The organism is Streptomyces sp. NBC_01546 (genome assembly GCF_045208355.1).
GTDB lineage: Bacteria > Actinomycetota > Actinomycetes > Streptomycetales > Streptomycetaceae > Streptomyces.
Map to the genome: position 1 here is coordinate 7,533,700 of NZ_CP109379.1, position 26,395 is coordinate 7,560,094.

Annotated in this window: 25 protein-coding genes; 11 read left to right on the plus strand and 14 right to left on the minus strand. The window is 72.5% G+C overall.

Annotated elements, in window-relative coordinates; translation table 11 throughout:
• Positions 1 to 5 precede the first annotated feature (5 nt).
• Both OHA89_RS34375 and OHA89_RS34380 read right to left on the minus strand, forming a co-directional pair.
• Positions 6 to 626 carry an L-threonylcarbamoyladenylate synthase gene (locus OHA89_RS34375; protein WP_257558412.1) on the minus strand — a complete coding sequence of 207 codons (621 nt, stop codon included), beginning with the start codon at positions 624 to 626 and terminating at the stop codon, positions 6 to 8.
• A gap of 34 nt (positions 627 to 660) precedes the next feature.
• Positions 661 to 891, minus strand: a complete 231-nt coding sequence (locus tag OHA89_RS34380) for a DUF6296 family protein (RefSeq protein ID WP_215147175.1) — start codon at positions 889 to 891, stop codon at positions 661 to 663.
• A 200-nt stretch (positions 892 to 1,091) separates the two neighbouring features.
• Between OHA89_RS34380 and OHA89_RS34385 the strand changes: the two genes are divergently transcribed.
• Positions 1,092 to 2,309 (plus strand): MFS transporter, encoded by a 1,218-nt coding sequence (locus OHA89_RS34385; RefSeq protein WP_406367850.1) that lies wholly within the window; start codon positions 1,092 to 1,094, stop codon positions 2,307 to 2,309.
• Here the strand turns inward: OHA89_RS34385 and OHA89_RS34390 are convergent.
• Positions 2,285 to 2,797, minus strand: coding sequence for a pyridoxamine 5'-phosphate oxidase family protein (locus OHA89_RS34390; protein ID WP_215147179.1), 513 nt, complete (start codon positions 2,795 to 2,797; stop codon positions 2,285 to 2,287). The two genes, OHA89_RS34385 and OHA89_RS34390, sit on opposite strands and share 25 nt — an antisense overlap.
• Before the next feature lie 138 nt (positions 2,798 to 2,935).
• On the opposite strand from OHA89_RS34390, the gene OHA89_RS34395 reads away from it, so the two are divergent.
• Positions 2,936 to 3,889 (plus strand): DUF5996 family protein, encoded by a 954-nt coding sequence (locus OHA89_RS34395; protein ID WP_406367851.1) that lies wholly within the window; start codon positions 2,936 to 2,938, stop codon positions 3,887 to 3,889.
• On the opposite strand, the gene OHA89_RS34400 is transcribed toward OHA89_RS34395, so the two are convergent.
• The 3 genes from OHA89_RS34400 to OHA89_RS34410 form a co-directional block, all read right to left on the minus strand.
• Positions 3,886 to 4,239 (minus strand): UBP-type zinc finger domain-containing protein, encoded by a 354-nt coding sequence (locus OHA89_RS34400; protein ID WP_406367852.1) that lies wholly within the window; start codon positions 4,237 to 4,239, stop codon positions 3,886 to 3,888. The two genes, OHA89_RS34395 and OHA89_RS34400, sit on opposite strands and share 4 nt — an antisense overlap.
• A gap of 101 nt (positions 4,240 to 4,340) precedes the next feature.
• The gene (locus OHA89_RS34405) at positions 4,341 to 5,882 is read right to left on the minus strand and encodes a cellulase family glycosylhydrolase (RefSeq protein ID WP_406368702.1); all 1,542 of its coding nucleotides are present in this window, start codon (positions 5,880 to 5,882) and stop codon (positions 4,341 to 4,343) included.
• Positions 5,883 to 5,928: 46 nt separating this feature from the next.
• A complete protein-coding gene (locus OHA89_RS34410; protein WP_266611747.1) occupies positions 5,929 to 6,381 on the minus strand; it encodes a MarR family winged helix-turn-helix transcriptional regulator in 453 nt (150 codons plus the stop codon).
• A 102-nt stretch (positions 6,382 to 6,483) separates the two neighbouring features.
• Between OHA89_RS34410 and OHA89_RS34415 the strand changes: the two genes are divergently transcribed.
• Positions 6,484 to 7,350 (plus strand): SDR family oxidoreductase, encoded by an 867-nt coding sequence (locus OHA89_RS34415; RefSeq protein WP_266611748.1) that lies wholly within the window; start codon positions 6,484 to 6,486, stop codon positions 7,348 to 7,350.
• Between the two features lie 31 nt (positions 7,351 to 7,381).
• Here the strand turns inward: OHA89_RS34415 and OHA89_RS34420 are convergent, their stop codons facing one another.
• From OHA89_RS34420 to OHA89_RS34430, 3 genes are all read right to left on the minus strand, one after another.
• Complete coding sequence (locus OHA89_RS34420) at positions 7,382 to 8,005, minus strand: class I SAM-dependent methyltransferase (RefSeq protein ID WP_406367853.1); 624 nt, start codon at positions 8,003 to 8,005, stop codon at positions 7,382 to 7,384.
• Between the two features lie 103 nt (positions 8,006 to 8,108).
• On the minus strand, positions 8,109 to 8,348 hold the full coding sequence (locus OHA89_RS34425) for a chaplin (protein ID WP_266611751.1): 240 nt from the start codon (positions 8,346 to 8,348) through the stop codon (positions 8,109 to 8,111).
• Positions 8,349 to 8,536: 188 nt separating this feature from the next.
• Positions 8,537 to 9,436, minus strand: coding sequence for an aminoglycoside phosphotransferase family protein (locus tag OHA89_RS34430; protein ID WP_406367854.1), 900 nt, complete (start codon positions 9,434 to 9,436; stop codon positions 8,537 to 8,539).
• Between the two features lie 275 nt (positions 9,437 to 9,711).
• On the opposite strand from OHA89_RS34430, the gene OHA89_RS34435 reads away from it, so the two are divergent.
• Positions 9,712 to 10,875, plus strand: a complete 1,164-nt coding sequence (locus tag OHA89_RS34435) for a hypothetical protein (protein ID WP_406367855.1) — start codon at positions 9,712 to 9,714, stop codon at positions 10,873 to 10,875.
• A 78-nt stretch (positions 10,876 to 10,953) separates the two neighbouring features.
• Here OHA89_RS34435 and OHA89_RS34440 read toward each other — a convergent pair whose 3' ends face one another.
• From OHA89_RS34440 to OHA89_RS34460, 5 genes are all read right to left on the minus strand, one after another.
• Complete coding sequence (locus tag OHA89_RS34440) at positions 10,954 to 12,063, minus strand: hypothetical protein (protein ID WP_406367856.1); 1,110 nt, start codon at positions 12,061 to 12,063, stop codon at positions 10,954 to 10,956.
• A 270-nt stretch (positions 12,064 to 12,333) separates the two neighbouring features.
• Positions 12,334 to 12,732 (minus strand): hypothetical protein, encoded by a 399-nt coding sequence (locus OHA89_RS34445; RefSeq protein WP_257558450.1) that lies wholly within the window; start codon positions 12,730 to 12,732, stop codon positions 12,334 to 12,336.
• A gap of 126 nt (positions 12,733 to 12,858) precedes the next feature.
• Positions 12,859 to 13,821, minus strand: coding sequence for an alpha/beta fold hydrolase (locus tag OHA89_RS34450; protein WP_266611759.1), 963 nt, complete (start codon positions 13,819 to 13,821; stop codon positions 12,859 to 12,861).
• A 122-nt stretch (positions 13,822 to 13,943) separates the two neighbouring features.
• Entirely contained in the window at positions 13,944 to 14,192 is a 249-nt protein-coding gene (locus tag OHA89_RS34455) for a DUF6059 family protein (RefSeq protein WP_257559567.1), read from the minus strand.
• A gap of 124 nt (positions 14,193 to 14,316) precedes the next feature.
• Positions 14,317 to 15,915, minus strand: coding sequence for an AMP-binding protein (locus tag OHA89_RS34460; protein ID WP_266611760.1), 1,599 nt, complete (start codon positions 15,913 to 15,915; stop codon positions 14,317 to 14,319).
• 234 nt (positions 15,916 to 16,149) lie between these two features.
• On the opposite strand from OHA89_RS34460, the gene OHA89_RS34465 reads away from it, so the two are divergent.
• From OHA89_RS34465 to OHA89_RS34495, 7 genes are all read left to right on the plus strand, one after another.
• Complete coding sequence (locus tag OHA89_RS34465; protein ID WP_266611762.1) at positions 16,150 to 17,433, plus strand: condensation domain-containing protein; 1,284 nt, start codon at positions 16,150 to 16,152, stop codon at positions 17,431 to 17,433.
• Positions 17,430 to 18,725 (plus strand): MFS transporter, encoded by a 1,296-nt coding sequence (locus tag OHA89_RS34470; RefSeq protein ID WP_406367857.1) that lies wholly within the window; start codon positions 17,430 to 17,432, stop codon positions 18,723 to 18,725. The genes OHA89_RS34465 and OHA89_RS34470 overlap by 4 nt, the downstream gene beginning before the upstream one ends.
• Before the next feature lie 89 nt (positions 18,726 to 18,814).
• Complete coding sequence (locus OHA89_RS34475; protein ID WP_406367858.1) at positions 18,815 to 21,259, plus strand: ATP-grasp domain-containing protein; 2,445 nt, start codon at positions 18,815 to 18,817, stop codon at positions 21,257 to 21,259.
• Between the two features lie 90 nt (positions 21,260 to 21,349).
• The gene (locus OHA89_RS34480) at positions 21,350 to 23,008 is read left to right on the plus strand and encodes a carbamoyltransferase C-terminal domain-containing protein (protein ID WP_406367859.1); all 1,659 of its coding nucleotides are present in this window, start codon (positions 21,350 to 21,352) and stop codon (positions 23,006 to 23,008) included.
• Entirely contained in the window at positions 23,005 to 24,384 is a 1,380-nt protein-coding gene (locus tag OHA89_RS34485) for a KamA family radical SAM protein (RefSeq protein WP_406367860.1), read from the plus strand. The genes OHA89_RS34480 and OHA89_RS34485 overlap by 4 nt, the downstream gene beginning before the upstream one ends.
• Positions 24,381 to 25,661, plus strand: coding sequence for a pyridoxal phosphate-dependent aminotransferase (locus OHA89_RS34490; protein ID WP_266611771.1), 1,281 nt, complete (start codon positions 24,381 to 24,383; stop codon positions 25,659 to 25,661). The genes OHA89_RS34485 and OHA89_RS34490 overlap by 4 nt, the downstream gene beginning before the upstream one ends.
• Positions 25,658 to 26,374, plus strand: a complete 717-nt coding sequence (locus tag OHA89_RS34495) for a maleylpyruvate isomerase family mycothiol-dependent enzyme (RefSeq protein WP_406367861.1) — start codon at positions 25,658 to 25,660, stop codon at positions 26,372 to 26,374. The genes OHA89_RS34490 and OHA89_RS34495 overlap by 4 nt, the downstream gene beginning before the upstream one ends.
• The last annotated feature ends 21 nt before the right edge of the window (positions 26,375 to 26,395 follow it).

The following is a 26,395-nucleotide window of genomic DNA, read 5'->3' on the forward strand; positions in this document are numbered from 1 at the left end:
CGGGGCTACTCGAAGCGGGTGGTGTCTCCCGCCCCCGGGCGGACGATCTCGGCCTCGCCGCTGGAGAAGTCGATGACGGTGGTGGGCTTGGTACCGCAGTCACCCGAGTCGAGGACGGCGTCCACCAGGTGCTCGAGCCGCTCCTTGATCTCCCAGCCCTGCGTCATGGGCTCGTCCTCGTCGGGCAGCAGCAGGGTGCTGGAGAGCAGCGGCTCACCGAGTTCGGCGAGCAGGGCCTGGGTGACGGTGTGGTCGGGAATCCGGACACCGACCGTCTTCTTCTTCGGATGCATCAGCTGACGCGGTACTTCGTTCGTCGCCCGGAGGATGAAGGTGTACGGGCCCGGCGTCGACGCCTTGATCGCGCGGAACACGTCGTTGTCGATGTGCACGAACTGACCCAGCTGCGCGAAGTTCTGGCAGACGAGGGTGAAGTGGTGCCGCTCGTCGAGGTTCCGGATCGACCGGATCCGGGCCATTCCCTCACGGTTGCCCAGCTGGCAGCCCAGCGCGAAGCACGAGTCCGTGGGGTACGCGACGAGCGCGCCGGACCGGATGCTGTCTGCCACGCTGCTGATGGTGCGCGGCTGGGGGTTCTCGGGGTGCACATCGAAGTACTTCGCCATCCACCGAGCCTACCTGGCACCCGCGTCACCTGCGTCACTCGGGCAACGGGCGGGCCTGGACCCCGTGGGCGGGCACCTGCTGACCACCCGACGGGAGCATGCGGACCTCGCCCTGGTCGCTGATCTCCGCCTGGACGATGCCGGTTTCGTCGGAGTAGACGGGGTGTCCGCCGGGGCCGGCGCGCTGCGTACGGCTCACGACCACCACGTCCTGGCCCTCCGCGGCGCCTTCGGGAAACACCAGCTCGTACCGCTCCGCGTGCATCTCGATCCCTCCGGCCGGTCCGGTCTGACATGTGCGGATGGCAGGGCGCCCCGCCGTTTCATCATGCGGGCCCGGGGCCTGGACCGCATCGCCGTACGATCACAGAGGGTGACGCCGGCGCCCGAGGGCTGAAATGCTGCTAGAATGCACCCGTTGGCCTCCGGCGTGCGCCCCCGCGCACACGTCCGAAGGCTTTTTTTATGCCTTCTCCCACCTCCGCGCCCAGCGCGCCCGCCGCCGCCACCACCGGATATCGCGAACTCCTGCGCGACAGCGAGTTCGCCGGACTGTACGCCGGCTTCACTCTGACGGTCGCCGCGACCACCCTCTCGGGCTTCGCGCTCGGCACCATCGTCAACCAGCAGACCCACTCGCCGTTCCTGACGGCCGTGAGCATGTACGGCGCCACGTTCGCGGCGGTGCTCGGCGCCCTCACCCTGATGTCCGTCGCGGACGGCAAGCGTCCGCGGCGCACCCTCGTCGCGCTCCAGTGCCTCTCGCTGGCGGGTGTCGCAGCCCAGGCGATACCCGGCCTGCCGCTGGCCGTCCGGTTCGCGCTGCTGCTGGTGCTCGGGTTCTTCCAGTCCCTGGGGACCGGCACCCGGATGGGGCTGCTCGCCGAGGTGGTGCCCGACTCCGCCTACGCGACGGCCCGTTCCCTGATGAACATCACCGCGGGCGGCATGGCGATCCTCGGCTACGCGACCGGCGCGGTACTGCTGAGGTTCCTGACCCCGCACGGGGTGTTCGTCGTCGCCGCCGTCCTGACCGCACTCGCACTGGCCGTGGTGGCGGCCACCGTACGGGAGCACTCGATCCGCCTCACCCGCCGCCCCGGGTTCCGGCAGACCTGGACCACCAACGCCGCGCTCTTCGCCGACCCCGGCCGACGCCTCCTGCTGCTCAACCTGTGGGTCCCCAACGGCCTGGTCGTCGGCTGCGAGGCGCTGTTCATCTCCTACGACCCGGGCCACGCCGGGACCTTCCTCGCCGCCGGATCGGCCGGCATGCTCCTCGGCGACCTGACCGTCGGCCGACTGCTCACCGCCGACCGGCGACGCCGCTGCGCCTTTGCCCTGCGGCTGCTGCTCGCCGTCCCGTACCTGCTCTTCGCGCTCCACCCGCCGGTCGTGCTCGCGGCGGTCGCGGTGTTCGGCGCCGGTATCGGGTTCGCGGCCACCCTGCCCCTGCAGGAGCGGCTGCTCGAGCTGACCCCCGACCCGGTACGCGGCCAGGTCCAGGGAGTGGAATCGGCCGGCCGGATGACCTGGCAGGGCATCGGCGCCGCGATCGCGGGCGGCATCGCCCAGTACCTCGGCCCCGGCACCACGATCACCGTCGTGGCCGCCGTCTCCGTGGCGATCACGGTCGCCTCCGCCAACGGCGGGACGCGTCAGGCGAAGAGCCAGCGGGTCTGACTGTAACCGCCCTTGCCGAAGCCGAAGGCGGTGCGCGGGGCCACCGCGAAGACCAGGGCCTCGCCCGCTTCCGGATTGACGAACACGCCGTCGCCCACGTCGAAATGCCATTCGGCGCCGTACTTCGCCTCCCAGGCGGCGGCGAGTGCGCGCAGCCGGCCGGGGTCCGTCACGCGCGCCGCCTCGCCCTCCACGACCAGGTCGAAGCCCTCGTGGAGGGTGTTGGTGCCGGTGGTGAGGACGACGTGCGCGTTGCCCCGGAGGTTCTTGGCCTTGCGCTCCTGGGGGCCGGTGCAGAAGTGCAGCGCCCCGTCCGCCCAGACGCCGATCAGCGGCGTGACGTGCGGTCGCGCGTCCCGGCGTACGGTCGTCAGCCAGTACAGCTCCGCCTCCGCCAGCCGGGTGACGGCCTGCGACCAGGGCACCGCGGTCGCCTGCTTGTCGCTGTAGCGCTCGTCCAGCTCGGCGCGCGGTTCCTTGTCGGGCATGGAGTGTCCTCCTGACACGGTCGGCCGTGGGCGAGGTGCCGTGGCCGGGGGCGACAGTCATCATGGAAAGGCGTGCCCGTCCGGAACGCAATGCGGGCACATGCGGGGAACGCGAGGAATACGGGAAAGGGGAACGCGGTGGAGCTGTTCCCGCCGATGCCGCTCGCCGAGTGGCGGGACACCAAGGAGACACTGCACCGGTTCGCCCAGATCGTCGGCAAGATCCGCCTCGCCGCGAGCGTCCGGCGCAATCACTGGTGGAACGTGACCTTTCACCTCACCGGACGAGGGTTCACCACACGGCCGATGGGGCGGCCCGGCCGCGATCCCGTCTTCACCATCGACTTCGACTTCGTCGGCCACCAACTGGTCGTCTCCACGCTGGACGGCACGGCGATCTCCGTCCCGCTGCCGGGACAGTCCGTGGCCTCCTTCCACCATGAGCTCTTCGCCGCGCTGGCCGCCCTCGGCATCCGGGTCGACCTCCCCGTGCCACGGCCGTACGACCTGCCCGACTCCGCCCGGCCGTTCGCCGAGGACACCGAGCACGCCGCGTACGATCCCGCACGCGCCAACCGCTACTGGCAGGTGCTCAGCCAGGTCTCGTTGGTGCTGGAGGAGTTCGCGGCGGGTTTCTCGGGAAAGGTCAGCCCGGTCCACCACTTCTGGCACAGTCTCGACATCGCCCACACCCGGTTCTCGGACCGTCACGTCGACCAGCCGTCCGGCGTCGGCCCGGTGACCCGCGAGGCGTACTCGCGGGAACTCGTCAGCTTCGGGTTCTGGTTCGGCGACGACACCCTCGGCGAGCCCGCCTTCTACTCCTACACCGCCCCCGAGCCGGCGGGGCTGGACGGCGAGCCGCTCGTCCCGGCGGCCGCGCGCTGGGTCGCGCGCAACGGGAGCCATCTGGCCGTGCTGCCCTACGCCGACGCCCGCGCAGCGAGCGATCCCCGGTCCGTCGTCCTCGGGTTCTACGAGAGCGCGTACCGGGCCGGAGCCGGCCGCGCCGGCTGGGACACCGCCGCATTCGCCAGTCCCGGCGGGATCACCGACCCCTTGCTGCGGCCGGCCGGTCCCTACGACGCCTAGTGGAGGTGCTGCTCCCAGTCCGCGGGGACGCTGCCCTCGGGGCCGGGAGTCGGCTGGGAGGCCGGGTGTGCGGTGGGCGGGGCCAGGTCGGGGCCCTCGTAGTACTCCTCGGTCTCCACGTTCCAGTACCAGCTCTCGCCCGGCTCGAAGCTGGTCAGGAAGGGGTGCCCCGCGGCCTTGGCGTGCCGCGTAGCGTGCTGCGCGGGGGAGGAGTCACAGCATCCGATGCTTCCGCACGCGGCACACCGCCGCAGATGGAACCACCATCCGCCGCCGGCCAGACACTCCGCGCAGCCGTCCCCGCTCGGGGCCGCGGTGGGATCGATACCCGGAATCTGTTGCGCTGCCATGCGTCCAGGTTCACACATCGCGGTCGGCCCCGCCCGGGCCCGCGTGCCCGGGCGGGGCCGTGGGAGGCAGGGGAGGCAGGGGGGCGGCGGCTGGTGGAGGGTCAGCCGGTCGGGAAGTTGTCCGCGGTGCGGATGCGGTCGCGGATCCAGACGCCGGCGGGCTTGAGCGAACCGGTTCCGGCCCACGGGCCGTTGCCGTCGCAGGTGCCCGTCTTGAAGACGGCGCCCGTGCGGTTGTCGTCGGAGAAGTTCCAGTTGGTCCAGCTGATCTTCTTGGCCGCCATCAGGTCGAGGTACTTCTGCGACATGGTGAAGTCGTTGCTGCCCTCACCGGCGTAGTTCTGGGTGCCGAACTCGGTGACGAACACGGGGATCCGGTCGGCGGCGCGGGAGAGGGTGTCCAGGTACTCCTCGCGGTGCGAGTACGCGTAGAAGTGGAAGGTGTACATGATGTTGGACGCGTTCACCTGGTTGTTGACGACCTCGGTCTCGTCGGCGCCGTCGGAGACGCCGAAGGAGGACCAGGCGCGGGTGCCGACGAGAACCGGTGCGTCGGAGTCGATGTTCCGGATGACCGGGATGATCTGCTCGGCGTAGGACTTGACCTTGGCCCAGCTCACGCCGCTCGGCTCGTTGGCGATCTCGTAGAAGATGTTGTTCTTGCCCTTGTGGCGGTTGGCGATCGCGCTGAAGAACGTCTTGGCCCTGGCCAGGTTGTAGTTCGGGTCGCCCGGGTCGAGCATGTGCCAGTCGACGATCACGTACATGCCCCGGGCCGTCGCCTGCTCGATGAGCGAGTGGGCGAGGTCGGTGAACTTCTGCGGGTCGGTCTCGTAGCCGTCCTCCTGCACGTACGTGGAGACGCGCAGCACGTCGGCGTTCCAGTCCTTCGCGAGGGCGTCGAGTGAACCGCCGGTGAGGCACTGCGCGTACCACTGGGTGCCGTGGGTGCTCATGCCGCGCAGCTGGACGGGCTTGCCGTACTGGTTGCAGAGCTTGGTGCCGCAGACCGTGAGCTGACCGTTGATGCCCACCGGGGTGGTGCCCGGTACGGGCGGGGTGGTTCCGGCATCGACCGTGAGGTGGTCGACGTTGGGCCCGCCGCTGGCGGTGGTGGCGGTGGCCCGGACGGTGTTGGCCCCGGCCTTGAGGGCGGCGGTCAGGCCGGTGGTGGACCAGGTGGTCCAGGCTCCGGTGCCGTTGAACGCCTTGTTCGAGGCGACGGCCGTGCCGTTGACCGTGATGGTCATCGGGCGGTTGGCGGTGGTGCCGTTGGCGTAGCGCAGGTTGAGCGTGGCCTCGCCGGCCTGGGCGGCGTTGACCGTCCACTCGACGTAACTGCCGCTGATGTTGTCGTAGTTGACGAATCCGCTGCCGGTGAAGCCTGCGTGGTTGGACTCGGCCGCGCCCTGGGAGATGACGGCGCTCTCCGCCTCGTGGGTGACGGGGGCGGCGACCGCGCCCGAGGCGCCGGGTGCGGTGGTGAGGGCTAAGAGCAGAGCGCTGATGAGAGTTCCGGCTCCGGCGAGGGAACGCAGCCGAACACGTGGGGGTCTCAAGGTGTCTCCATCCCGTTGACGATCCGTCGATCGTAAGGAAACTTTCCTAATGGAATGGAATAGCAGCGTCCGGCCTGACGGCACAAGACCCCGTGCGCTCAATCCGAGACGGTCGTCGACCAGCTGCCGGTCAGTGGCCCTTGAGCTTGGCCCACACGGTTTCCAGCGCCTCGATGTCCGCGTCGTCGAGCCGGTCGTCGAAGACCTCCCGCAGGGCCTCGCGCCGGGTGGCGTCGGCCTGGGCGAAGGCCTTGCGGCCGGCGGCGGTGAGCGCGACGCACACTGAACGGGCGTCGGTGGGGGAGGGGACCCGCTCGACGAGGCCGCGGGCCTGGAGCTGGTCGACCACGCGGGAGACCTGGCTGCGGCTGAGCAGGGTCTTGGCCCCCAGGTCGGAGGCGGCGACGGGCTCGCTCTGCCCGTGCAGCCAGAGCATCACCTCGAACCAGGACAGCGGCAGGCCGTGGGCCCGCGACAAGGCCTGGTCGATCCGGGCGGAGAGCGTGGTGCCCGCCCAGATCAGCCCGTAGAAGGCGTGATCGCGAGGGGTGAGGTCACTCATGGTGAGGTCGTTGCGCGCCATGAGTGGAGGGTACCCGCTTGCGTGTGCGTGCACATATCTCTATGGTGTGTGTGCACGCACATAAATTTGCCGTGCGTTCGTCCCGCTGCCAGGAGACCCCTCATGAGCACCGCACACACCACCCCCACCGCCCCCAAGACCGTCCTCATCACCGGCACGTCCTCCGGAATCGGCCTCGCCGCCGCCGTGGCCGCGGCCGAGGCCGGCTGGCAGGTCATCGCGACCATGCGCGACACCGGCAAGGCCGATCCGCTCCGCAGCGCCGCCGCCGCGGCGGGGGTCGCCGACCGGGTCCGGGTCAAGCGCCTGGACGTGATCGACGCCGGCTCCGTCACCGCCTGCATCGACGAGGTGCTCGCCGAGTACGGCCGTCTCGACGCGGTGGTCAACAATGCGGGAGCCGGCCGGGTCGGCACGATCGAGCAGGGCACCGTGGAGGACGTCCGCGCGACGATGGAGGTGAACTTCTTCGGCGTCGTGGAGGTCACCCGCGCCGCCATGCCGCACCTGCGCGCCTCGCGTGGCCGCCTGATCACGGTCACCAGCGTCGGGGGTGTGATCGGCCAGCCGTTCAACGAGGCCTACTGCGCCGCCAAGTTCGCGGTCGAGGGCTTCATGGAGTCGCTCGCCCCGGCCGCCGCGAGCGTCGGCGTCGACGTCACCGTCGTGGAACCGGGCGCGGTGGCCAGCGAGTTCGTCGCCAGCGTGGGCGTGGACGTGCCCGCCATGCTGGCCGCCGCGGGCCCGTACGCCCCGGCGCTCCAGGCCTACGTAGACCACGCGCTGAAGACCTTCGGCCAGGCCCAGACCCCGGCCGAGGCGGCCGCGCCGATCGTCGATGCGCTGACCGCGGAGAAGCCGGCGTTCCGCGTGCAGACCTCCGACTGGGCCCGCGAGTTCGTCGGCGTCAAGCTCACCGACATGGACGGCTCCGGCGTCCAGGCCCTCATGGGCGACTGGCTCCGCTGACCGGCGGACGTGCGCCGACGCCCCCGCCGGCTCAGGGGGACAGGGCGATGCCCAGGGAGTCCGCGCCCATCGTCTTGGGCGTGCTCTTCTGGTAGAAGACGTCGAGTGCCGTGACCCGGAAACCCGCCGCGGTCAGCATGTCGACGGCCTGGCGGGTGAGGTGACACCCGCCGAAGAGGCGCTTGTGCACCGGCTCGATCCGCCGCTGCCAGCGGCGTACGCCTTCGTCCTCCGCCGGGGCCAGCCCGTGCTCCAGGAAGTGGAAGGTCCCGCCGGGCTTGAGGACGCGCCGCACCTCACGCAGGGCCGCGTCGGGATCGGGGATGGTGCACAGCGTCCAGGTGGACAGGGCGGTGTCGAAGGTGTCGTCCGCGAAGGGCAGCGACTGGCCGTCCAGCCCGGCGCGTCGTACCGGGACGCGCGCCGCCCTGACGCGGTCGGCGGCGAGCCGCCAGCCGAGATCGGAAGGCTCGATCGCGGCCACGCCGGTGACGGCCGGCGGGTAGAAGGGGACGTTGTGGCCCGTACCGAAGCCGATCTCCACGACCTCGCCCCGCAAGCCCTCGCACACCCGGCGTCTCAGCGGCCGGGCCGTCTTGGCCCCGCAGGCGGCATTGACGATCCGTGGCAGGACGTGTTCGCCGTAGCACCCCATGACAGCCTCCGTGTCTCGTTACCGGCATGTCGCCGGAGCCGTGAACGGCCCAGCGGGGTGGTGCCGTGCCCCAACACGGCACCACCCAGGGGCTAGAGGCGTGTCAGTCGTTGATGCAGATGTTGCCGGCAGCCGGGTTGAGCGCCCCGATGATGTTGATGGAGTTGCCACAAAGGTTGATCGGGATGTGGATCGGAATCTGGACCAGGTTCCCGGAGAGGACACCGGGGGAGCCGGCCACGAAACCCGAGGCTTCGGCGTCGGCGGACGCGACCGAGGCACCGCCGAGGAGCGCGAAACCGACGGCGAGGGCCAGCCCGGCACTCTTCAGGACACGCGACATGTGAAGTCTCCTTGTACTGACTGGAAGCGCAGCCCGGCTGCGCGCGGCCCCGGACGGGGTCCGCATCATTGCTTCGGCAGCCGGCGGCCCGAGCGCCCGGTATCCCCGCCGGATTCCCACGAAGGAGTGCCCCGGCGGCTGCATTCGGCGGCACGGGAACACACGGCCGTTCGCAAGCTTGACCGGCTTCAGCCCTCTCCCAGTACCGTCCGGATCACGTGCCGGGCGTTGCGCGCCATCGCCGGGTTCGCCCTGCGGTGGTATGGCAGCGCGATCAGCGCCTGCGAAAGCGTCCGCCCCCGGCCGCGGATCCAGGTCGCGTCGTCCACGCCGAGCGCCTCGCGGAAGACCTGCCTGCCCTCGGCCGGCAGCAGGTTCCACGCCGGGAACAGATCGCAGGCCGGATCGCCCACCCCCATGCACCCGAAGTCGATCACCGCGGTGAGCCTGCCGCCGTCCACCAGCAGATTGCCCGGCATCAGGTCGCCGTGCAGCCACACCGGCGGCCCGTCCCGGTCCGGGGCCCGCAGCGCTTCCTCCCACACGGCGGTCGCGGCATCGCAGTCGACGCCCTCCTCCGGTATCCCGCGCAGTTCCTCGATGGCCGCCCTGGTCTCCGCGTCGAGCGAGGCGACCGGGCCGCCGCGGTAGGCCTGCGGCGCGCCGGGCAGGGTGACGTTCCACATCGCCTTCACGAACGCGGCCAGGTCCCGGGCCAGGGGTACGGGCTCGCGCAGCGCCCCCGCCTCCGGGTGCTCGCCCGCCAGCCACCCGTACACCGACCACGGCCACGGATAGCCCTCGGCGGGCACCCCGGCCCCGAGCACCTCGGGGATGGCCGAAGGCAGTCGGGGTGCGAGGCGGGGCAGCCACTGCCGCTCCAGGGACACGTCCTCGGCCCCGCCCTTCCGCAGCGGCAGCCGTACGACCATCGCGTCGCCCAGGCGGAACACGTCGTTGACCGTCCCGCCGGACGGGAAGCGCTCCACCGCCAGCCCCGCCCACTGGGGGAACTGCCCGCCGATCAGCCGCCGTACGAGGTCGTCGTCGACGGGGGGCGGGCCGGCATGGATCTGTGCTGTGCTCATGGACCGCCATCCGATCGCCGGACGCCGGTGGGCGTCAAACGTTTTTTCGGGCGGGCCGGCATCGATCAGGCCATGACGCGCGCCCCGGGCGGTGAGCGCGGGGCAAAGAGGTGACGGCCGTTCGCGTGGATTTGCGGAGGGTCCGAACTCGGGTGCGGGGGCCTGCCGGAATCGGGAGATACCTCTGGTGCCTCCGCCTCAGTTCCCCGCCCCGCCTCCGCCTGCGCGGAGAAGGGAGGGAGGCGGCCCGCTTGGAACCGAGGAGAGGGAAGCGCATGAAGAACCGACTCGCACTCGCCGGATCTGCCGTTGTGGCAAGTGTCGGACTGTGTACGGCGGCCACGCCCGCCATGGCGCAGGTCCCGTTGAACCTCAGCGTCGTCTGTGGTGACGTGGCCGGACTCATCACGGCCATCGGGCAGGCGAACGCGCATACCGACGGGGGCACGGTCAACCTGGCCAAGGACTGCGTGTACCGCTTCCAGGACGACTCCGAGGACTCGGGCACCGCCCTGCCGGCCATCACCGGGAAGATCGGCATCGTCGGGCACAACTCGACCCTGATCCGTTCCGTGCGCGACGGCCTCCCGTTCTTCCGCATCCTCGCGGTCAGCGAAGGCGGCCGGCTCACCCTGAAGGGTGTCAGCGTGACCGGTGGGCACACCGATGGTGACGGCGGAGGCATCGCCAATGAAGGAACCCTGCGGCTGGAGGACAGCAAGGTCGTGGGCAACCAGGCGGGCGGGGAGGGCGGGGGCATCTCCAACGAGGGCGGCGACGTCACGCTCGTCGACAGTGAGGTCCTGACCAATGTGGCCACCTCCTCGGCGGGCGAACCCGGCCACGGCGGCGGCCTCAGCAACAGCGAGACCGGCACCCTCACGCTCAAGAAGAGCATCCTCGCCGGCAACACGGCGGACGAGGACGGCGGCGCCATCCAGAACCACGGCACGCTGACCGTCGACCGCGGCTACATCGCGAACAACGAGGCCCGTGACGCCGACGGCGGCGGCATCAACAACCTCGGCTCCGCGAAGATCAAGCAGACCAAGATCGTCGAGAACTGGGCCGGTATCGACGGCGGTGGCCTCAACAACGGTGTGGACGGGACGCTGGAGGTCCAGAACACGTCCTTCGTCGGCAACAAGGCGGGCAACGACGGCGGCGGCATCAACAACGAAGGCACCGCGACGCTGAAGAAGGGCCGCGTCGAGACGAACTCGGCAGGCCGCGACGGCGGTGGCATCAACAACGAGCAGGTGGCCGGGGCCGACACCGCGCAGCTGACGCTCGAACACACGACGGTCGCGGAGAACCGCGCCGCCGGAGCGGGCGGCGGCATCAACAACCGGGTCGGCGCCGTCGTGACCCTCACGGAGAGCGACATCGACTCGAACCTGCCCACCAACTGTGCCGGCACGGTTCCGGGCTGCTCCTGACAGGCGCGTCGCGGCAGGTGGAGCACATGCAGCTGCCACGGACGAGGGGGAGTGGTCGGATCGGTACATGAACGATCCCTACGCGATTGACGTCCTGGCCGTATCGGCTCCGGCCGGTCTCGCCGAGCGCCGGGCGGCCCGCCGCACGGCGGCCGCCCATGCGGAGAACGCCGAGGAGCTGGAGGTCCTCCTCGACATGCTCGGCCTCCACCCCGACCACGACGCCTCCGCCACGGGCGGGGAGGGCGTGCCCTTGCGTCCCCGGCGCCCGTAGGCCGTACGGGCGCCGGGGACGGGCGCAGGCGAGGCGTTACCAGTAGACGACCACGTAGCCGTCGCCGCCGTCCTCGCCGTCAGTACCGGGCGAGCCGCCGGGCGCGGCCGGGCCGCCGATGCCGCCGGCACCGCCGCCCCGGAGTTCGCGGGCGTGCCGACGATGCCGTCGACGGGCTCCCCGCCGCTGCTGTCGGGGTTGCCGGGGTTGCCGGGCCGGTTCACCCCGCCCTTCGAGCAGGTGCCGTTGCCGCCCAGGCCGGGCGTGCCCGCGACGCCAGGGGTGGACGACACGGCGGCGCCGCCGCCTCCGCCGCCGGTGCCGCCGGTGGCGGAGAGCAGGACGGTGTTGCTCGACGACCGGGTCACGGTCGTGACGGTTCCGGCGGCACCGGCGGTACCCGGGCCCGCGGGTACGCCGGGACCGCCACTGCCGTTGTCGCCTCCCTCGCCGACGTCGACTCCGTACTCGGCCAGCGGAGTGACCTTGACGAGGCACCAGGTGAAGCCGCCGCCCCCGCCGCCGCCGCCGATTCCGCCGTCGGCACCCGTCCGCGGGGCGCTGCCGCCACCTCCGCCGCCGCCCCCGCCGCCGCCCCACGCCTGGACGTACACCTGCGTGACGCCCGCGGGCGCGGTGAAGGTGTTGTCGGAGGTGAACTGAAGCAGGCCGTGGGCGACCGCAGCGCCGGGCGCCGGCGTCTTCTTGTCCTTGCCTTTGCCCTTGTCCTTGCCCTTGTCCTTGTCCGAGGCCTTCTGCTTCTGCGCCGACGGCTTGGGCCCGTCGGCGGAGGCAGCCGGGGCCAGGGCCACCAACTGGCCGGTCAGGGCCGCCGCCGCGGCGACGGAGGCGAGCAGGACCCGCGAGCGCGCCCGGGGCCGGTGAGTCGTCGCCGTCCGGTGGTTCAGGTTCATGAACTTCCTTCCCCGCCGACGCCGTGGGCTGCCGCGGGAGTGTGAGGGGAGATGGGGGAGAACCATGCGTTCCGAGGTCCGGACGGTTCTCCACGCGCCGCTCATCCGACCTGCCGCCCCCCCCGGACCCGGCGCCGGCAGGGCCGGGCCTGTGGCCCAGTCAGGTGAGCAATTCGTCATACCGGCGCAACCGGGAGTGGGGCGATCTCCCGGGCATAGGCCCATCGGCCGTCCTCGGGCGGCGGCCGGCGGCGGCCGGCGCCACCGCCGTCACACGGCGACGAGGGGGCGGCCGGATGCGACGAGGGCGATCTCCGCGTCCACGGTGCCGAGTTCGTCCCGGCGGTCCATGAGGCCGAGCTGCTCCCGGTAGCCGGCCAGCGAGGCGAGGAGCAGGTCTGCCCGCTCGGGCTCCAGCGCGTACATGCGCCGCGCGGCGGCGACGGACTCGGCCCGGAGGGCCAGCGCCGTCTCCGGCCGGTCGGCGAACTCCTGGCGGCTGTAGTCGTACAACGCGACGGCCAGCAGGGGCAGATAGGCCAACGGGCTCACTTGGACGAGAACCCGGAACGCAGCGACCTGCTGCCGGACCGGCAGGGTCCCTGATCCGAGGAGGGCCACCCGGGCTCGCAGTACCGCGTCGTGATTGATCTTCGCCGTGTGATTCATGAGGGAGATTCTGAAAGCCGCACAGGGGTCCAAACAAGGGCATTCGGCTGTGCTGTTCGTCCTACGAAAACACCGTCTGACCTGTCATGATGGAAACGTCTTCACCCCTGGGCCCGCCCCGGAGGCCTACGCCTTCGTGTTGATGCGGCCGGCCGTGAGCCTGATGGCACTGATCGTCAGGTCGGGGTCGTGGACCTGTACGTAGTGGTCGCTGCCGGTGGCCAGGATGTGCGGGGTCTGGGAGCCCAGGTCCACCAGCGTCTGCTGGACGGCGGGCCAGCTGCGCTCCACGGTGGCCAGCAGGGTCTTGGAGGTCCCGGGCGCGGCGGCGAAGGGTTCCGTCTTGCTGAGGACCGCCATGGGAACCTCGGGCAGGGGCTTGGCCGCGGTCACGGCGTCGATCGCGCCGTCGATGTCGACCTTCTCGAATCCCGGTCGCGAGTCGAAGGGCGTACCGGGGTTGTTGAGCAGTTTCACGTACGAGGGCCACTCCGTGCCGAAGAGCTGCCGGATGTTCGTGCCGAAGGCGTCGACGAAGACGAGGCCGGCTGTCTTCTCCGGGTGCCGCTGGGCGTACAGCCGGGTGATCATCCCGCCGAAGGAGTGGCCGACGAGCAGGTAGGGGCCCGGGAGGTGCGCGGCCGTCAGCAGTTTGTCGAGATCGTCGGCCATGGCGGCGAGCGAACGCGTGCCGTTCACCGGCGTGCTGCGGGTGGTGACCGCCGGGGGGTCGGAGTAGCGGATGGTTCCGGGCCGGTCGTATGCGCAGACTCGTGCGAACCTCGCGACGCCCGGGAACACCGCGGGGGAATCCGGCACCGGCGGCCGGGTGTCGGTGATGTTCCAGGTGTCGGAGGAATCGTGGATCCCGGATTCCAGGATGACGGTGGGGCCGCCGCTGCCCTTGCAGCTCAGGTACAACCTGCGGCCGCCGCCCACGTCGACCTGGCCGGAGTAGTCTCCGGTGGCCGGTACGGAGGAGGAAGCGGCAGGAGCACCGCGAAGCGCCGAAGGGCCGCCGCACCCGGGCGCCGTGGCCAGTACCCCGGCGACCACACAGGCGGTCAGGAACGGAATTCGCTGTCGCATCGGCTCTCCGAGTCCCTCGTCGGTTCCCGCCCCCGGTTCCCGCCCCTGGCGCCCGGCCCCGATCATCCGGCAGAAGCGGCCGGAGCCACGGCATTGCCGAAGCGGGTGTCGGGAACCGGACGTCAGCGCACGGGCCACCGGTTCTCGAGGTCGCGGAGCAGGGCGCGTTCCACCGGGCTGAAGGGAAGGTCGGGGCGCAGCCGTTCGGGGTGACCCGGCGGCGGGCCGTCGAGCGGGACGGCCCTGAGGTGGGGCTCGTGCTCGGCGCGCAGTGTCTCCCCGCCCAGGTGGAGGGTGCCGAAGGTGACCAGGCCCTGCCACACCGCGCCCGCCCACCGCCGTGCGAGGGAAGGCCGCCTGCCGGGTCGCATGTCCACTGTCGCCCTCATTCGTCGTACCGATGTTGCTCCCGCAGATGCTTCCGGCCGCCCCTGGGCCCCCGCTCGATGTCGACTCGGGACGCACTCGGGTTCCACCGGAGCCCGCCCGTCGCTCTCACAGCAGGGCCAGCAGCGCCGCCCGGTCGGTCTTGCCGTTGGCGGTGACGGGCAGGGCGGGAACCGACCTGACCTCCTGCGGAACCATGTACGCCGGCAGGGTGTCGGCGCAGAAGGCGCGCACCCGAGCGGCGTCCGGGGCGGCCTCGGCTCCCGTTCCCGGCTCCGGTACGACGAACGCGCACAGCACGGTTCCCTCGGCGCCGCGCTCCTCGGCGAACACCGCCGCCGCGGCCGTCCCGGGGAGCTCCAGCAGGCGGCGTTCCACCTCACCGAGCTCCACCCGGTTGCCGCGGATCTGCACCTGCGAGTCGGTCCGCCCCTTCAGCCGGAAGGCGCCGCTCGGGTCGCGGTAGGCGAGGTCCCCGGTGCGCAGCAGCGCCTGCCCGGACCGCGGCTCCAGCGGATCGGGCGCCAGCGCCGCGCTGGTGGCCCGCGGGTCGTCCCAGTACCCCGAGAAGAGCGCGGGGGTCCGCAGCAGGATCTCCCCGGTGACGTACGGCTCGTCGACGACCCGGCCGGCCGCGTCGACCAGCAGCATCTCCGCGCCGGGGTGGGCGACGCCGATGGACAGGTCCGTCTCGTCCGCGGGCAGCGGCCGGGGGACCTCGGCGAAGGAGGCGGCCATGGACTCGGTGCTGCCGTAGCAGTTGACGATCCGCAGGTCGGGCCGGATCTCCTGGATGCGGCGCAGCTGGGGCAGGGGGAACTTCTCGCCGCAGAACAGGATCGTGCGCAGCGAGCCGAGTGCGACGAGCCGCCCGGCGTCCCGGCGCAGCACGGAAGTCCAGAGCGACGGCACCCCGTTGACCTGGGTGACGCCCGCCTCGCGCAGCGCGGACAGGAAGCGCCGGGGCCAGCGCACCACCTCGGGCTTGAGCGGTACCACGGCGGCGCCGGCGCCCAGGGCCATGCCGAAGTTCAGCAGCGAGAAGTCGAACTGCAGGGGCGAGGTGGAGGCCACCCGGTCGTGCTCGGTGACCAGCCCGGCAGCCAGCATGCCGCGGTAGAACGCCACGACCGCGCGGTGGCTCATCACCACGCCCTTGGGCCGTCCCGTGGTGCCCGAGGTGAAGATGATGTACGCCGGGTCGGTGACCGACCGCTCGGTGCGCCGCCGCGCCCGGGGCGCGGGCGCCCGTTCGGCGCTCACCCCGTCCGCGGTGAAGGTGGCGGTGCCCGTACCCGTGCCGGCGGGCAGTTCCGTGGCCGGGGTCCCGGCGTCCCGCAGGTGCAGCGTCGGATCCGTCGCGGCGACGATCGACAGCAGCCGATCCCGCGGGGTCTGCGGGCTGACCGGGACGAACGCGGCGCCCAGCGTGGAGCAGGCCAGCAGCGCGGCGAGGGCCGCGGCGGAGGCCTCCGCCTCCAGTACGACGCGGTCGCCGACGCCGACCCCCAGCGCGGCCAGCCCGTCGGCGAGGACGCGCACCGCCGTGGCCAGTTCTCGATGGGTGGTCTCCAGCGTTCCGCTATCGGACGGCTCGATGACGGCCGGCCGGTCGGGAAACGTCGCGGCGGCCGCCAGCAGGAATTCGTGGAGGAATTCCGCAGGTGACGCGCCATAAGGCGGGGACAGTCGGTCGCCGTGGTTCATGCGGGTCTCCCATTCGTCCTCACAGTGCGTCAATTGCCGCACTGGACATGCTTCAACAGGTTGTGTAATCGTCTATCCGGCAGCGGAAAAAACTTTCCGCCATGCAGAATTATCGATGCCCTTTCGAGGATCGCCGGAGCATCGCTCGATAAACGCTCGACGGGAACTCGAAAAACGCTAGAGAGCCACTGGAAAACCTCTCGAATAACACCGGAATTGGAGGTCGGTCCCCAAATGTTTCAGGCCATTCCGCTTTCGCTGGGCCAGCTGTCGGTCTGGCACGACATCCGGGATCTGCCCCCGGCCAGACGCCACGAGCCCAACAACGCGGCAGTGTGGACGCTCCCCGCGGACACCGGCGTACGCCAAGTGCGCGGCGCGCTGGGTGCGTTGGCCCGCCGGCACCCCTCGCTGCGCACCCGCTACGACCTGACCGACCCCGACGCGCCGCGCCAGCTGCCGGCCGACGAGGCCGCCACCGTCGCACTCGACCGGATCGAGGCCGACCCGGGCGACGCCGACGCCGTCGCCGCCGAACTCGCCTCCCGCCCCTTCGACCTCGGCTCCGAACACGGCTGGCGGGCACGCCTGCTGACCCACGGGGACACCGCCCGCACGCTGGTCTTCGTCAAGCACCACATCGTCGCCGACGCCTGGGCGCAGGAGCTGCTCCGCGTCCAGCTGTCCCAGGCCCTCGCCGGCGCCGCTCCCACTCCCGCGGCCGGGGCCCCGGCGCCGGGCCCGGCCGAGCTCGCCGCCGAGCAGTTCTCCGAGGCCGGGCTCAGCCGGCAGGCCGCTGCCCTGCGGCACTGGGAGCGGCTGCACTCCGACACGCCCCGCACCGCCCTCCCGCACCGGCCCGACGATCGCGGCACCGCCGTGCAGGCCACCCTCCGCTCGGCCCCCGCCCTGTCCGCCGCCCGCGTCCTCGCCGACCGCGCCGGTGTCTCCGTGGCCTGCGTCGTCCTCGCCGCTTACGCCCGCTCCGTGGCCCGGCTGTGCGCCGACGGACAGGCCGAACCAGAGGCCCTGCACGTCCAGTTGATGAGCTCCAACCGGTTCACCCCCCGCTGGAAGGGCCTGGTCACCTCCATGAACCAGTGGGCGCCCGCCCTCCTCCCGCTGCCGCCCGCCACCAACCTCGTCGGCCTCGCCCGCGCCGCCCACTGGAGCAGCCTCACCGCGTTCCGGCACGGCATGCACGACGTCACCGCCGTGGCCCGGCTCCGTGACCGGGCCGCCGCCCCGGAACCCACCTGCGCCTACAACTTCGTAGCCCTGCCCGACGGTGCTCCCGCCGCCGACGCCACCACTGCGCCCGACCCCGGCGACCAGAGCCCCACCCTCCGCTGGGAGACCCCGTTCACCACCATCGGACCGCGCTGCTACGCCCGCGCCGACGACATCGGCGGCGTGCTCAGCGTCCGGCTCACCGTCCGCGACCTCGGCCGTGACCAGGCCGCCGCCCTCCTGTGGGACCTGCACGCACGGCTGCTCGCCGAAGGGAAGACGGCATGACCGCGCCAACCGCACCCGTACCCGCCCCTGCCCCCGCCCCGGCCGCTCCGCGACCGAGCCTGTGGCGCAACGCCGACTTCCTCAAACTGTGGTCCGGCCAGACCGTGTCCCTGTGCGGCACCTACGTCACCCAGCTCGCGCTGCCGTTCGTCGCGCTCACCGTGTTCGACGCCTCGCCCGCGCAGGTCGGCACCCTGACCGCCGTGCAGTTCCTGCCCGTCCTGCTGCTCACCGTGTTCGTGGGCCGCTGGGTGGACCGCCGCAGGCGCCGGCCACTGCTCGTCGGCGCCGACCTGGTCCGCGCCGTCGCCCTCGCCGCGGTGCCGCTCGCCTGGTGGGCCGACGGACTCAGCCTCGGCCTGCTCTACACGGTGGCGCTCGCCGTGGGCTGCTGCAACGCCCTCTTCGACGTCGCCTACCTCTCGTACCTGCCGAGCCTGGTCGACCGCCGGGACCTGGTCGCCGCCAACAGCAAACTCCAGGGCAGCTACGCGCTCGCCCAGGTGGGCGGCCCCGGACTCGGAGGCCTGCTCATCCGCCTCGCCGGCGCCCCCGTCGCGCTGCTGATCGACGTGGCCTCGTACCTGGTGTCCGCGGTGACCCTGCTCCTGATCCGCACCCGCGAGGACGCCCCGCCCCCCTCCCGCCCCGACGAGGACGGCGGACTGTGGCACCAGCTCGGCGCCGGATTCACCTTCATCCTCCGCGAACCGGCCCTGCGCCTGCTCACCTTCAAGGGCGCCTGGTTCAACCTGTGCGAACAGGCCCTGCTCACCGTCTTCCTGGTGTACGCCGTACGGGAACTCGGCCTCGGCGCCGGGGCCCTGGGCACCTGCATCGGCCTCGGCAGCCTCGGCGCCGTGCTCGGCACCGTCCTCGCCCGCCGCGCCGGGCGGGCCCTCGGCGTCGCACGCGTCCTGGTCGGCTCCATGGCCTGTGGCTGCGCCGCCCCCGCCGTCATCCTCCTGCCGGACGGCAGCGACCTGGGCTCCCTCGCCCTGATCACGGGCGCGTTCGCGGTGTTCAGCATCGGATTCACCGTCTTCAACGTCTACTTCGTCACCCTGCGCCAGACCGTCACCCCGCCCGACCGCCTGGGACGCGTCACCGCCGCCTACCGCACGCTGGCCTTCGGAACCTTCCCGCTCGGCGCCTGGGCGGGCGGCGCCCTCGCCGGACAGCTGGGCCTGCACACCGCACTCGTCGTGGTCTGTGCCGCCTTCGCGGCCGGCTGGCTGCTCTTCGCCGCCTCGTCCCGCGTGCTGAAGCCCCTGACCGTCTCCCTCGACTGAGCACGGACCGAGCACGGACCGGCCACGAACCGAGTACACACCGCGCATCCACAGCCGCCTTGCCGCACCCACCCTCTGGAGGCTCCGCCATGCCCGAACACGTGATCATCATCCACCGGTGGACCGACCGCTACGCCGACTACGCCGCCTACATCGACCACACCGCCCACCGCGTCAGCTACCTCACCACCGAGCGCGCCGTCCGCTCGCTCCCCACCGGCCTGGCGGCCGGGGTGGCCCTGGTGGACAGCACCGAGAACGTGCCGGCGGTCCTCATCCGGGTCGCCGAGCTCGTGGCCCGCAGCGGCCCCCCGACCCGGATCGTCGCCCTCCAGGAGACCGACCTGGACCTCGCCGCCGAACTCCGCGCCGCCCACGGCCTGCCCGGCACGCACCCCGCCGACCTGGAACCGCTGCGCGACAAGCTGGTCATGGCGCGCCGGCTGCACGCCGCCGGGCTGCCCGCCCCCGCCACCGAGCCCGCCCCGGACCCGGCGTCCGTCGAGGAGTTCGCCGCCCACCACGGCTGGCCCGTGCTCGTCAAGCCCCGCCGCGGCACCGCCAGCGCCGCCATCACCCGCCTCGACGACGCCGGGCAGCTCGCCGCGTACCGGCTGCCCGAGGGCACCGAGATGATCGTGCAGCCGTGGCAGCCGCACCAGGTGCTGCACGTCGACGGTGTCTACACCGGTTCCTGCCTCGGCGCCTGGCGGGCCTCCCGCTACCTGAACACCTGCCTGGAGTTCACCTCCGGAAGCGCGCTCGGCTCCGTCGAGATCGACCACGAGGCGACCCTGGAAGCCGTCGGCGCGCTCACCCTCGCCACCGCCCGGGCCCTGTTCACCGGACCCTCCGTCTTCCACCTCGAACTCTTCCGCGACGAGCGCGGCGAGCTCTCCGTACTGGAGATGGCCGCCCGCCCCGGCGGCGCCGAAGTCCCCTTCGTGTGGCGCGAAGTGCACGGCATCGACCTGATGGCCGCCGCCTTCTCCCACCAGACCGGCCTGCCCGACACCTCGGGCACCGCCGTCGACGACCCCTCACAGGTCGCCGGCTGGCTGCTGGTGCCCCCGTCCGAGGCCACCCCCAGCCGGGTCCGCGCCGTCAGCTCCCACCAGGGCGACGGCCCGTACGCCGAGGTCCTCCCGGCCGTCGGCGCCCTCGTCACCGGCGGCGGGTACGAGCACGCCGGAGCCCGCTTCCGCTTCCGCGGCCACAGCACCGCCGAGGTCGAGGCCGCCGTACGGCGCACCGCCCGCACCGCCCGGCTCGAGACCACCGCACTCGATCCCGACGCCCCCGCCCGCATCGTCGTCGTCGGCTGCGGCACCCCGGCCTACCGGTCGTACTCCCTGGACGCCGTCGCCGCCCGCGCCCAGACCGCACTCGTCCAGCCCGCCCCCGCCGACTGGCAGCTCCCGTACGTCCAGGACCGCCACCGGACCGCCGACACCTCGGACCCGACGGCGACCACCGCCGCCGTCGCCTCACTGCTCGCCGCGCACCCCGGCCCCGCCGGAGTCCTCACCTGGGACGAGACGCTGCTGCGCACCACCGCCGAGGTGGCGGCCCGGCTCGGCCTGCCGCACATGAGCCCCGACGCCGTGGACCGCTGCCGGGACAAGCTCACCACCCGCCGCATCCTGGGCGCCGCGGGCGTCCCGTCCGCCGGGTTCCGCCACGTCCGCACACCGGCCGAGGCCCTGGACGCCGCCGAGGCCCTCGGCTACCCCGTCGTCGTCAAGCCGCGCGCCCTCGCCGGGTCCATCGGGGTCACCCTCGCCTCCGACGCCCGCGAGCTCGCCGCCGCCTTCGACCAGGCCGCCGGATCCTCCTTCCCCGGCATCACCGGACTCGACGGAGTGATCGTCGAGGAGTACCTGACCGGCCCCGAGATCAGCGTGGACTGCGCCGTCCAGGGCGGCCGGGCGGTGGTGGTCAACGTCGCCCGCAAACGCCTCGGCTTCACCCCCTACTTCGAGGAGGTCGGCCACCTCGTGGCGCCCTGGCGGCACGAGCCCTGGGCCGACGCCGTCCTGTCCGTGGTCACCGAGGCCCACGCGGCGCTCGGCATCCGCACCGGCCTCACCCACACCGAGCTGCGGCTCACGCCCACCGGACCGCGCGTCGTCGAGGTCAACGGCCGCCTCGGCGGTGACTTCATCCCGCTGCTCGGCGCCCTCGCCACCGGTGTCGACCTGGTCGCCGCCGCCTGCGACATCGCCCTCGGCCGCACGCCCGACCTCACCCCGACCCGGGACCGCTGCGCCGAGGTCACCTTCGTCTACCCGCCGCACGACGGGCAGGTCCGCTCCCTCGACCTCAGCGCCGCCGAAGCCGTGCCCGGCGTCGAACGGGCCGTCGCCCTCGCCGCCCGGGGCACCGAACTCCTCCTGCCGCCGCGCGGCATCGTGCCGCGGCTGGCCGCCCTGCTGGTCACCGGCGACACCCCCGAGCAGTGCGCCACCGCCTCGGCACGCGCGGCCCGCGCCGTACGCGCCGACGTCACCCCGCTGGTCACGGCCGCGGGCTGACACCCCGCGACATCCCGCCGTCTCCCGCCCCACGACAACCCCGTCCCACCAGACCGCACGACCGTACGCACCCGATGAAAGGCGATCACCATGTGGACCCTCGGAGTCAACGCACCTCCCACGGGCTGGCACGACACCGCCGCCTGCCTCGTCAACGGCGAAGGCGAGATCATCGCCTTCAGCGAGGAAGAGCGCATCAACCGCCACCGCCACTCGCTGTACCGCAAGCCCGTCAGCGCCGCCCGCCTCTGCCTCGACCGGGCCGGCATCAGCCCCGCCGACATCGACGTCGTCGCCCTCGGCTGGGACGTCGACCAGCTCTACCCCGGCCGCTTCACCAGCGATGCCGACTTCCTCGCGTACGCCGTCGGACTCGACTTCGGCAGCGATCTCCCCGAGGTCGTCCGCGTCCCGCACCACGCCGCGCACGCCGCCTCCGCCTTCTACGCCTCACCGTTCCGGAAGGCCGGCGTCCTTGTCATCGACGGCCACGGCGAGAACGAGTCCTCCAGCATCTGGACCTTCGAGGACGGCAAGGAGCCCCGCCAGGAACGCTCCTGGGGCCGCACCGCCTCCCTCGGCTACGCCTACGACGCCGCCTCCACCTGGCTCGGCTTCTCCTTCCTCAACGCCGGCAAGACCATGGGCCTCGCCGCCTACGGCCGGGCCGCCGGGCTGGCGGCCGAGCAGCTCGTCGACATCCGGGACGAGGACTTCCGGCTCGCCATAGCCCCGCTGACCGAGGCGACCGGACGGGCCACCGCCGAGGACATCAAGCGGCAGTACGAGGCGCAGGTCGCCGCCTGGCGCGACCGCTACACCCGCATCGTCGGCGCCGACCGCCCGCAGGCGGACGAGGAGAACCTCCCCGACGACCCCAAGGCCGTGACCGTGGCCTGGACCGCGCAGCGCATCATCGAGGAGACCGTCACCCACCTCAGCGCCCTCACCCGCAAGATCGCCGGCGTGGACGAGCTCTGCCTGGCCGGCGGCGTCGCCCTCAACTGCTCCACCAACGGCACCCTGCCCGGGCCCCTGTACGTCCCGCCCGTGCCGCACGACGCGGGCGTCGCCCTCGGCGCCGCCTGGGCCGTCAGCCCGCCCAAGCAGCACACCCGTTCCCTCAGCCCGTACCTGGGCAGCGACATCGGCAGCGCGGCCGGCCTGGACACCAGCGGCCTGCACCGCACCGACCTCGACGTCGACGAGGTCACCCGGCTGCTGCTGGACGGCCGGGTCGGAGCAGTCGCCCAGGGCCGCGCCGAGGTCGGGCCCCGCGCCCTGTGCCACCGCTCCATCATCGCCTTCCCCAACACCGCCGAGGTCAACACCCGGGTCAACACGGTCAAGAACCGCGAGCAGTGGCGCCCCTTCGCCGGCGTCACCCGCCCCGGCTACAGCGCCAGGCTGTGGGAGCAGCAGGAGCACCTCAGCCGCTACATGCTCGGCGCGGCCAAGGCCACCGACCTGGGCCGCCAGGTCGCCCCCGGCGTCGTCCACGTCGACGGCACCACCCGCCCGCAGGTGCTGCGCGGCGACGACGCCCCGCTCGTCGGCGCCGTCCTCGACAACCTCGAACGCCAGGGCGTGCCGCCGGTCCTGCTGAACACCTCCTTCAACGACAAGGGCGAGCCGATCGTCGACACCGCGGTCCACGCACTGGGCGCCTTCCGCGCGATGCAGCTGGACTTCCTCGTCCTCGACGACGCCCTCTACACGAAGGAGACCGGCCAGGGGGCTGCACGGTGACCACGCCAGGAGCCCTCGCCACCGACCGCTTCACCGCGTACGGGCCGCGCCACCTCGACGAGATCGCCGCCCGCTACGGCCTGCCCGACGACATCCGCGAGACCGTCCGCCGCGTCTCCCAGGTGCTGCCGTTCCGGGTCAACTCGCACGTCCTGGAAGAGCTCGTCGACTGGGACCGGGTCCCCGACGACCCGATGTTCCAGCTCACCTTCCCCCAGCGGGGCATGCTCACCGCCGACGACGAGAACGAGATCGGCGTCCTGCTCGCCGACTCCGCCCGCAAACCCGAACTGCGCGCGGCCGTGGCCCGGATCCGCGCCGGGCTGAACCCCCACCCCTCCGGCCAGCGCGAACTCAACGTGCCCCACCACCAGGGCCAACCGGTCCCCGGACTCCAGCACAAGTACCGCGAGACCGTCCTCTACTTCCCCGGCCAGGGCCAGACCTGCCACGCCTACTGCACCTACTGCTTCCGCTGGGCCCAGTTCATCGGCGACGCCGACCTGCGCTTCGCGGCCCCCGATCCCTCCGGTCTGATCGACTACCTGGGGGAGCACCCCGAGATCCACGACGTCCTGGTGACCGGCGGTGACCCGCTCATCATGTCCACCGAGCGGCTGCGCTCCCACCTCGAGCCGCTGCTCGACGTGGAGTCCGTACGCACCCTGCGCATCGGCACCAAGTCGCCCGCCTACTGGCCGCAGCGGTTCGTCACCGACCACGACGCGGACGACCTGCTGCGGCTCTTCGAACAGGTCGTGGCCTCCGGGCGGCAGCTCGCGGTGATGGCCCACTTCAGCCACCCCCGCGAACTCGACAACGACCTGGCCCGCCGGGCACTGGCCCGGATCCGGGCCACCGGCGCCGTCGTCTACTGCCAGGCACCGCTGATCGCGCACGTCAACGACGACGCCGGGGTGTGGAGCGAGCTGTGGCGCGCCGAACTCGCCGCCGGGGCCGTCCCCTACTACCTCTTCGTGGAACGGGACACCGGACCCCACGACTACTTCAAGGTGCCCCTCGCCAAGGCAGTCGGCATCTTCCGCGCCGCCTACCGCACCCTGCCCGGGCTCGCCCGTACGGTCCGCGGCCCGGTCATGTCCGCCACCCCCGGCAAGGTCTGCGTCGACGGCGTGGAAGAGTCCGGCGAGGGGCGCTGGTTCCAGCTGCGCATGGTCCAGGCCCGTAACCCGGCCCTGGTCGGACGACCCTTCCGGGCCCGCTACTCCACCACGGCCGCATGGCTGGACGACCTCCAGCTGCACCCCGACACCCCCGCCGACCTCGCGGACGCGCTGCGCGGCAGCACGGAGAGCGGCACGGAATCCGGCACGGCAAGCGGTGCGGCAACCGACCCGACGCGGGAACCGGCATGACGCAGCCGTCCCCGAACCTGACCCTCAACCACCTCGTGGAACAGCGGCGAGCCGCCGGCGAGCCCCTGGTCAACCTCACCTTCGGGGAGGCCCGGCTGCCCGTCATCCCCGAACTGGCGCAGCAGCTCGCGGCCGGCGCCCACCGCGCCTCCTACGGCCCGGTCGCGGGCGCCGAGGACGCCCGCAGCGCCGTCGCGGGCTACTTCGCGCGCCGGGGTCTGCCCACCGACCCGGCGGACGTCGTTCTCGCCCCGGGCAGCAAACCACTGCTGATGGCCTTGAACCTGGCGGTGGACGGCGACGTGCTGCTGCCCCGGCCCGCCTGGAACACCTACGCTCCGCAGGCCCGGTACGCGGGCAAGGAACCCATCGCCGTACCCGTCCCGGACGTGTGCGGGGGAGTACCCGAGCCCGGCGCGCTGCGCGTGGCGATCCGCCGTGCCCGGGCCGCCGGGCGCACCCCGCGCCTGCTGGTCCTCACCCTGCCCGACAACCCCACCGGCACCCTCGCCCCACCGGACCTGGTCCGCGAACTCGCCGCCGTCGCCGAGGCCGAGGACCTCCTGATCGTCTCGGACGAGATCTACCGCGACGTGGTCCACGACCCGGCCACCCCCTTCCTCAGCCCCGCCGACATCGCGCCCGAGCGCACCGTCGTCACCACCGGACTGTCCAAATCCCTGGGCATCGGCGGCTGGCGCGTCGGCGCCGCCCGCTTCCCCGCGGGCCCCCGCGGCCGCGCGGTCCGCGCCGGGGTCGTCGCCGCGGCCAGCGAGATCTGGTCCACCCTCGCGGGCCCGCTCCAGCAGGTTGCCGCCTACGCGTTCGCCGAACCGGCCCCCATCCGCGAACGGTCGGCCGCCGCGGCCCGCCTGCACGGCGCCGTGGCCCGCGCGGTGCACGCCCGCGCTGTCGCCGCGGGGGCCCACTGCCGGCCGCCCACCGCCGGCTTCTACGTCTACCCGGACTTCGAGCCGCTGCGCGCCCCGCTCGCCCGGCGCGGCATCACCGACTCCGCCTCGCTCGCCGCCCACCTCCTCGATGACGGCGGCGTCGCCGTCCTCGCCGGACACCTGCTCGGCGACGACCCCGCGGCCCTCCGCTTCAAGGCCGCGACCAGCCTGCTCTACGGAGACGAGGAACAGCAGCTGCAAGCCCTGGGGGCCGCGGACCCCACCGCCCTGCCGCACATCGCGGACCAGCTCACCCGCATCGAGGCAGCCTTCACCCGGCTGACCGCGGAGCCCGGGCCCCGCCCGAACAGGAGGCCGTCATGAAGTCCCTGCCGCCCACCCCGGAGACCTTCGCCCTCATCGCCGACGCGGGCAACCGGCTGCTGCGCGACCTCGACCGGCTCACCGACGCCGACGCGGCCGCCCCCTCCCGCCTCGACGGCTGGAGCCGCGCCCACGTACTCAGCCACCTCAGCGCCCAGGTCGACGCCCTGGAGCGGCTGCTGCACTGGGCCCGTACCGGCACCGAGACATCTCAGTACGCCGACCGGAGCGCCCGTGACACCGAGATCGAGGACGGCTCCCGGCAGCCCGCGGCCGCCCTCGTCGAGCGGGTGCGCGGCTCCGCGGACCGCTTCCTGACCACCGTCCGGGAGCTGCCCGACCCCGCCTGGCAAGCCGTCGTCCGCCCCTTCACCGGCGAACTGTGCACCCCCGGACGCATCCTGGTGATCCGGCTGCGCGAACTCGAGGTCCACCACACCGACCTCGGCCTCGGCTACGGCTTCGGCGACATCCCCCGGCCGGCCGTCGACGTCCTCCTGGACGACGTGTCCGGCTACCTCGCCGCGGCCGACGGCACCCCGCCCTGCACCCTCCGCGACGACACGGGAGCCCGGGTGACCGCCTTCGGCTCCGGCGGCCCCGTCGTCACCGGCCCCCGCGGCGCCCTGCTCGCCTGGCTCACCGGCCGCTCGACGGGGGAGGGGCTCACCGCACCCGGCGGCGCCCTGCCGCGGCTGCCCGCCTGGATCTGACGTACCGAACCACCCGGAAGG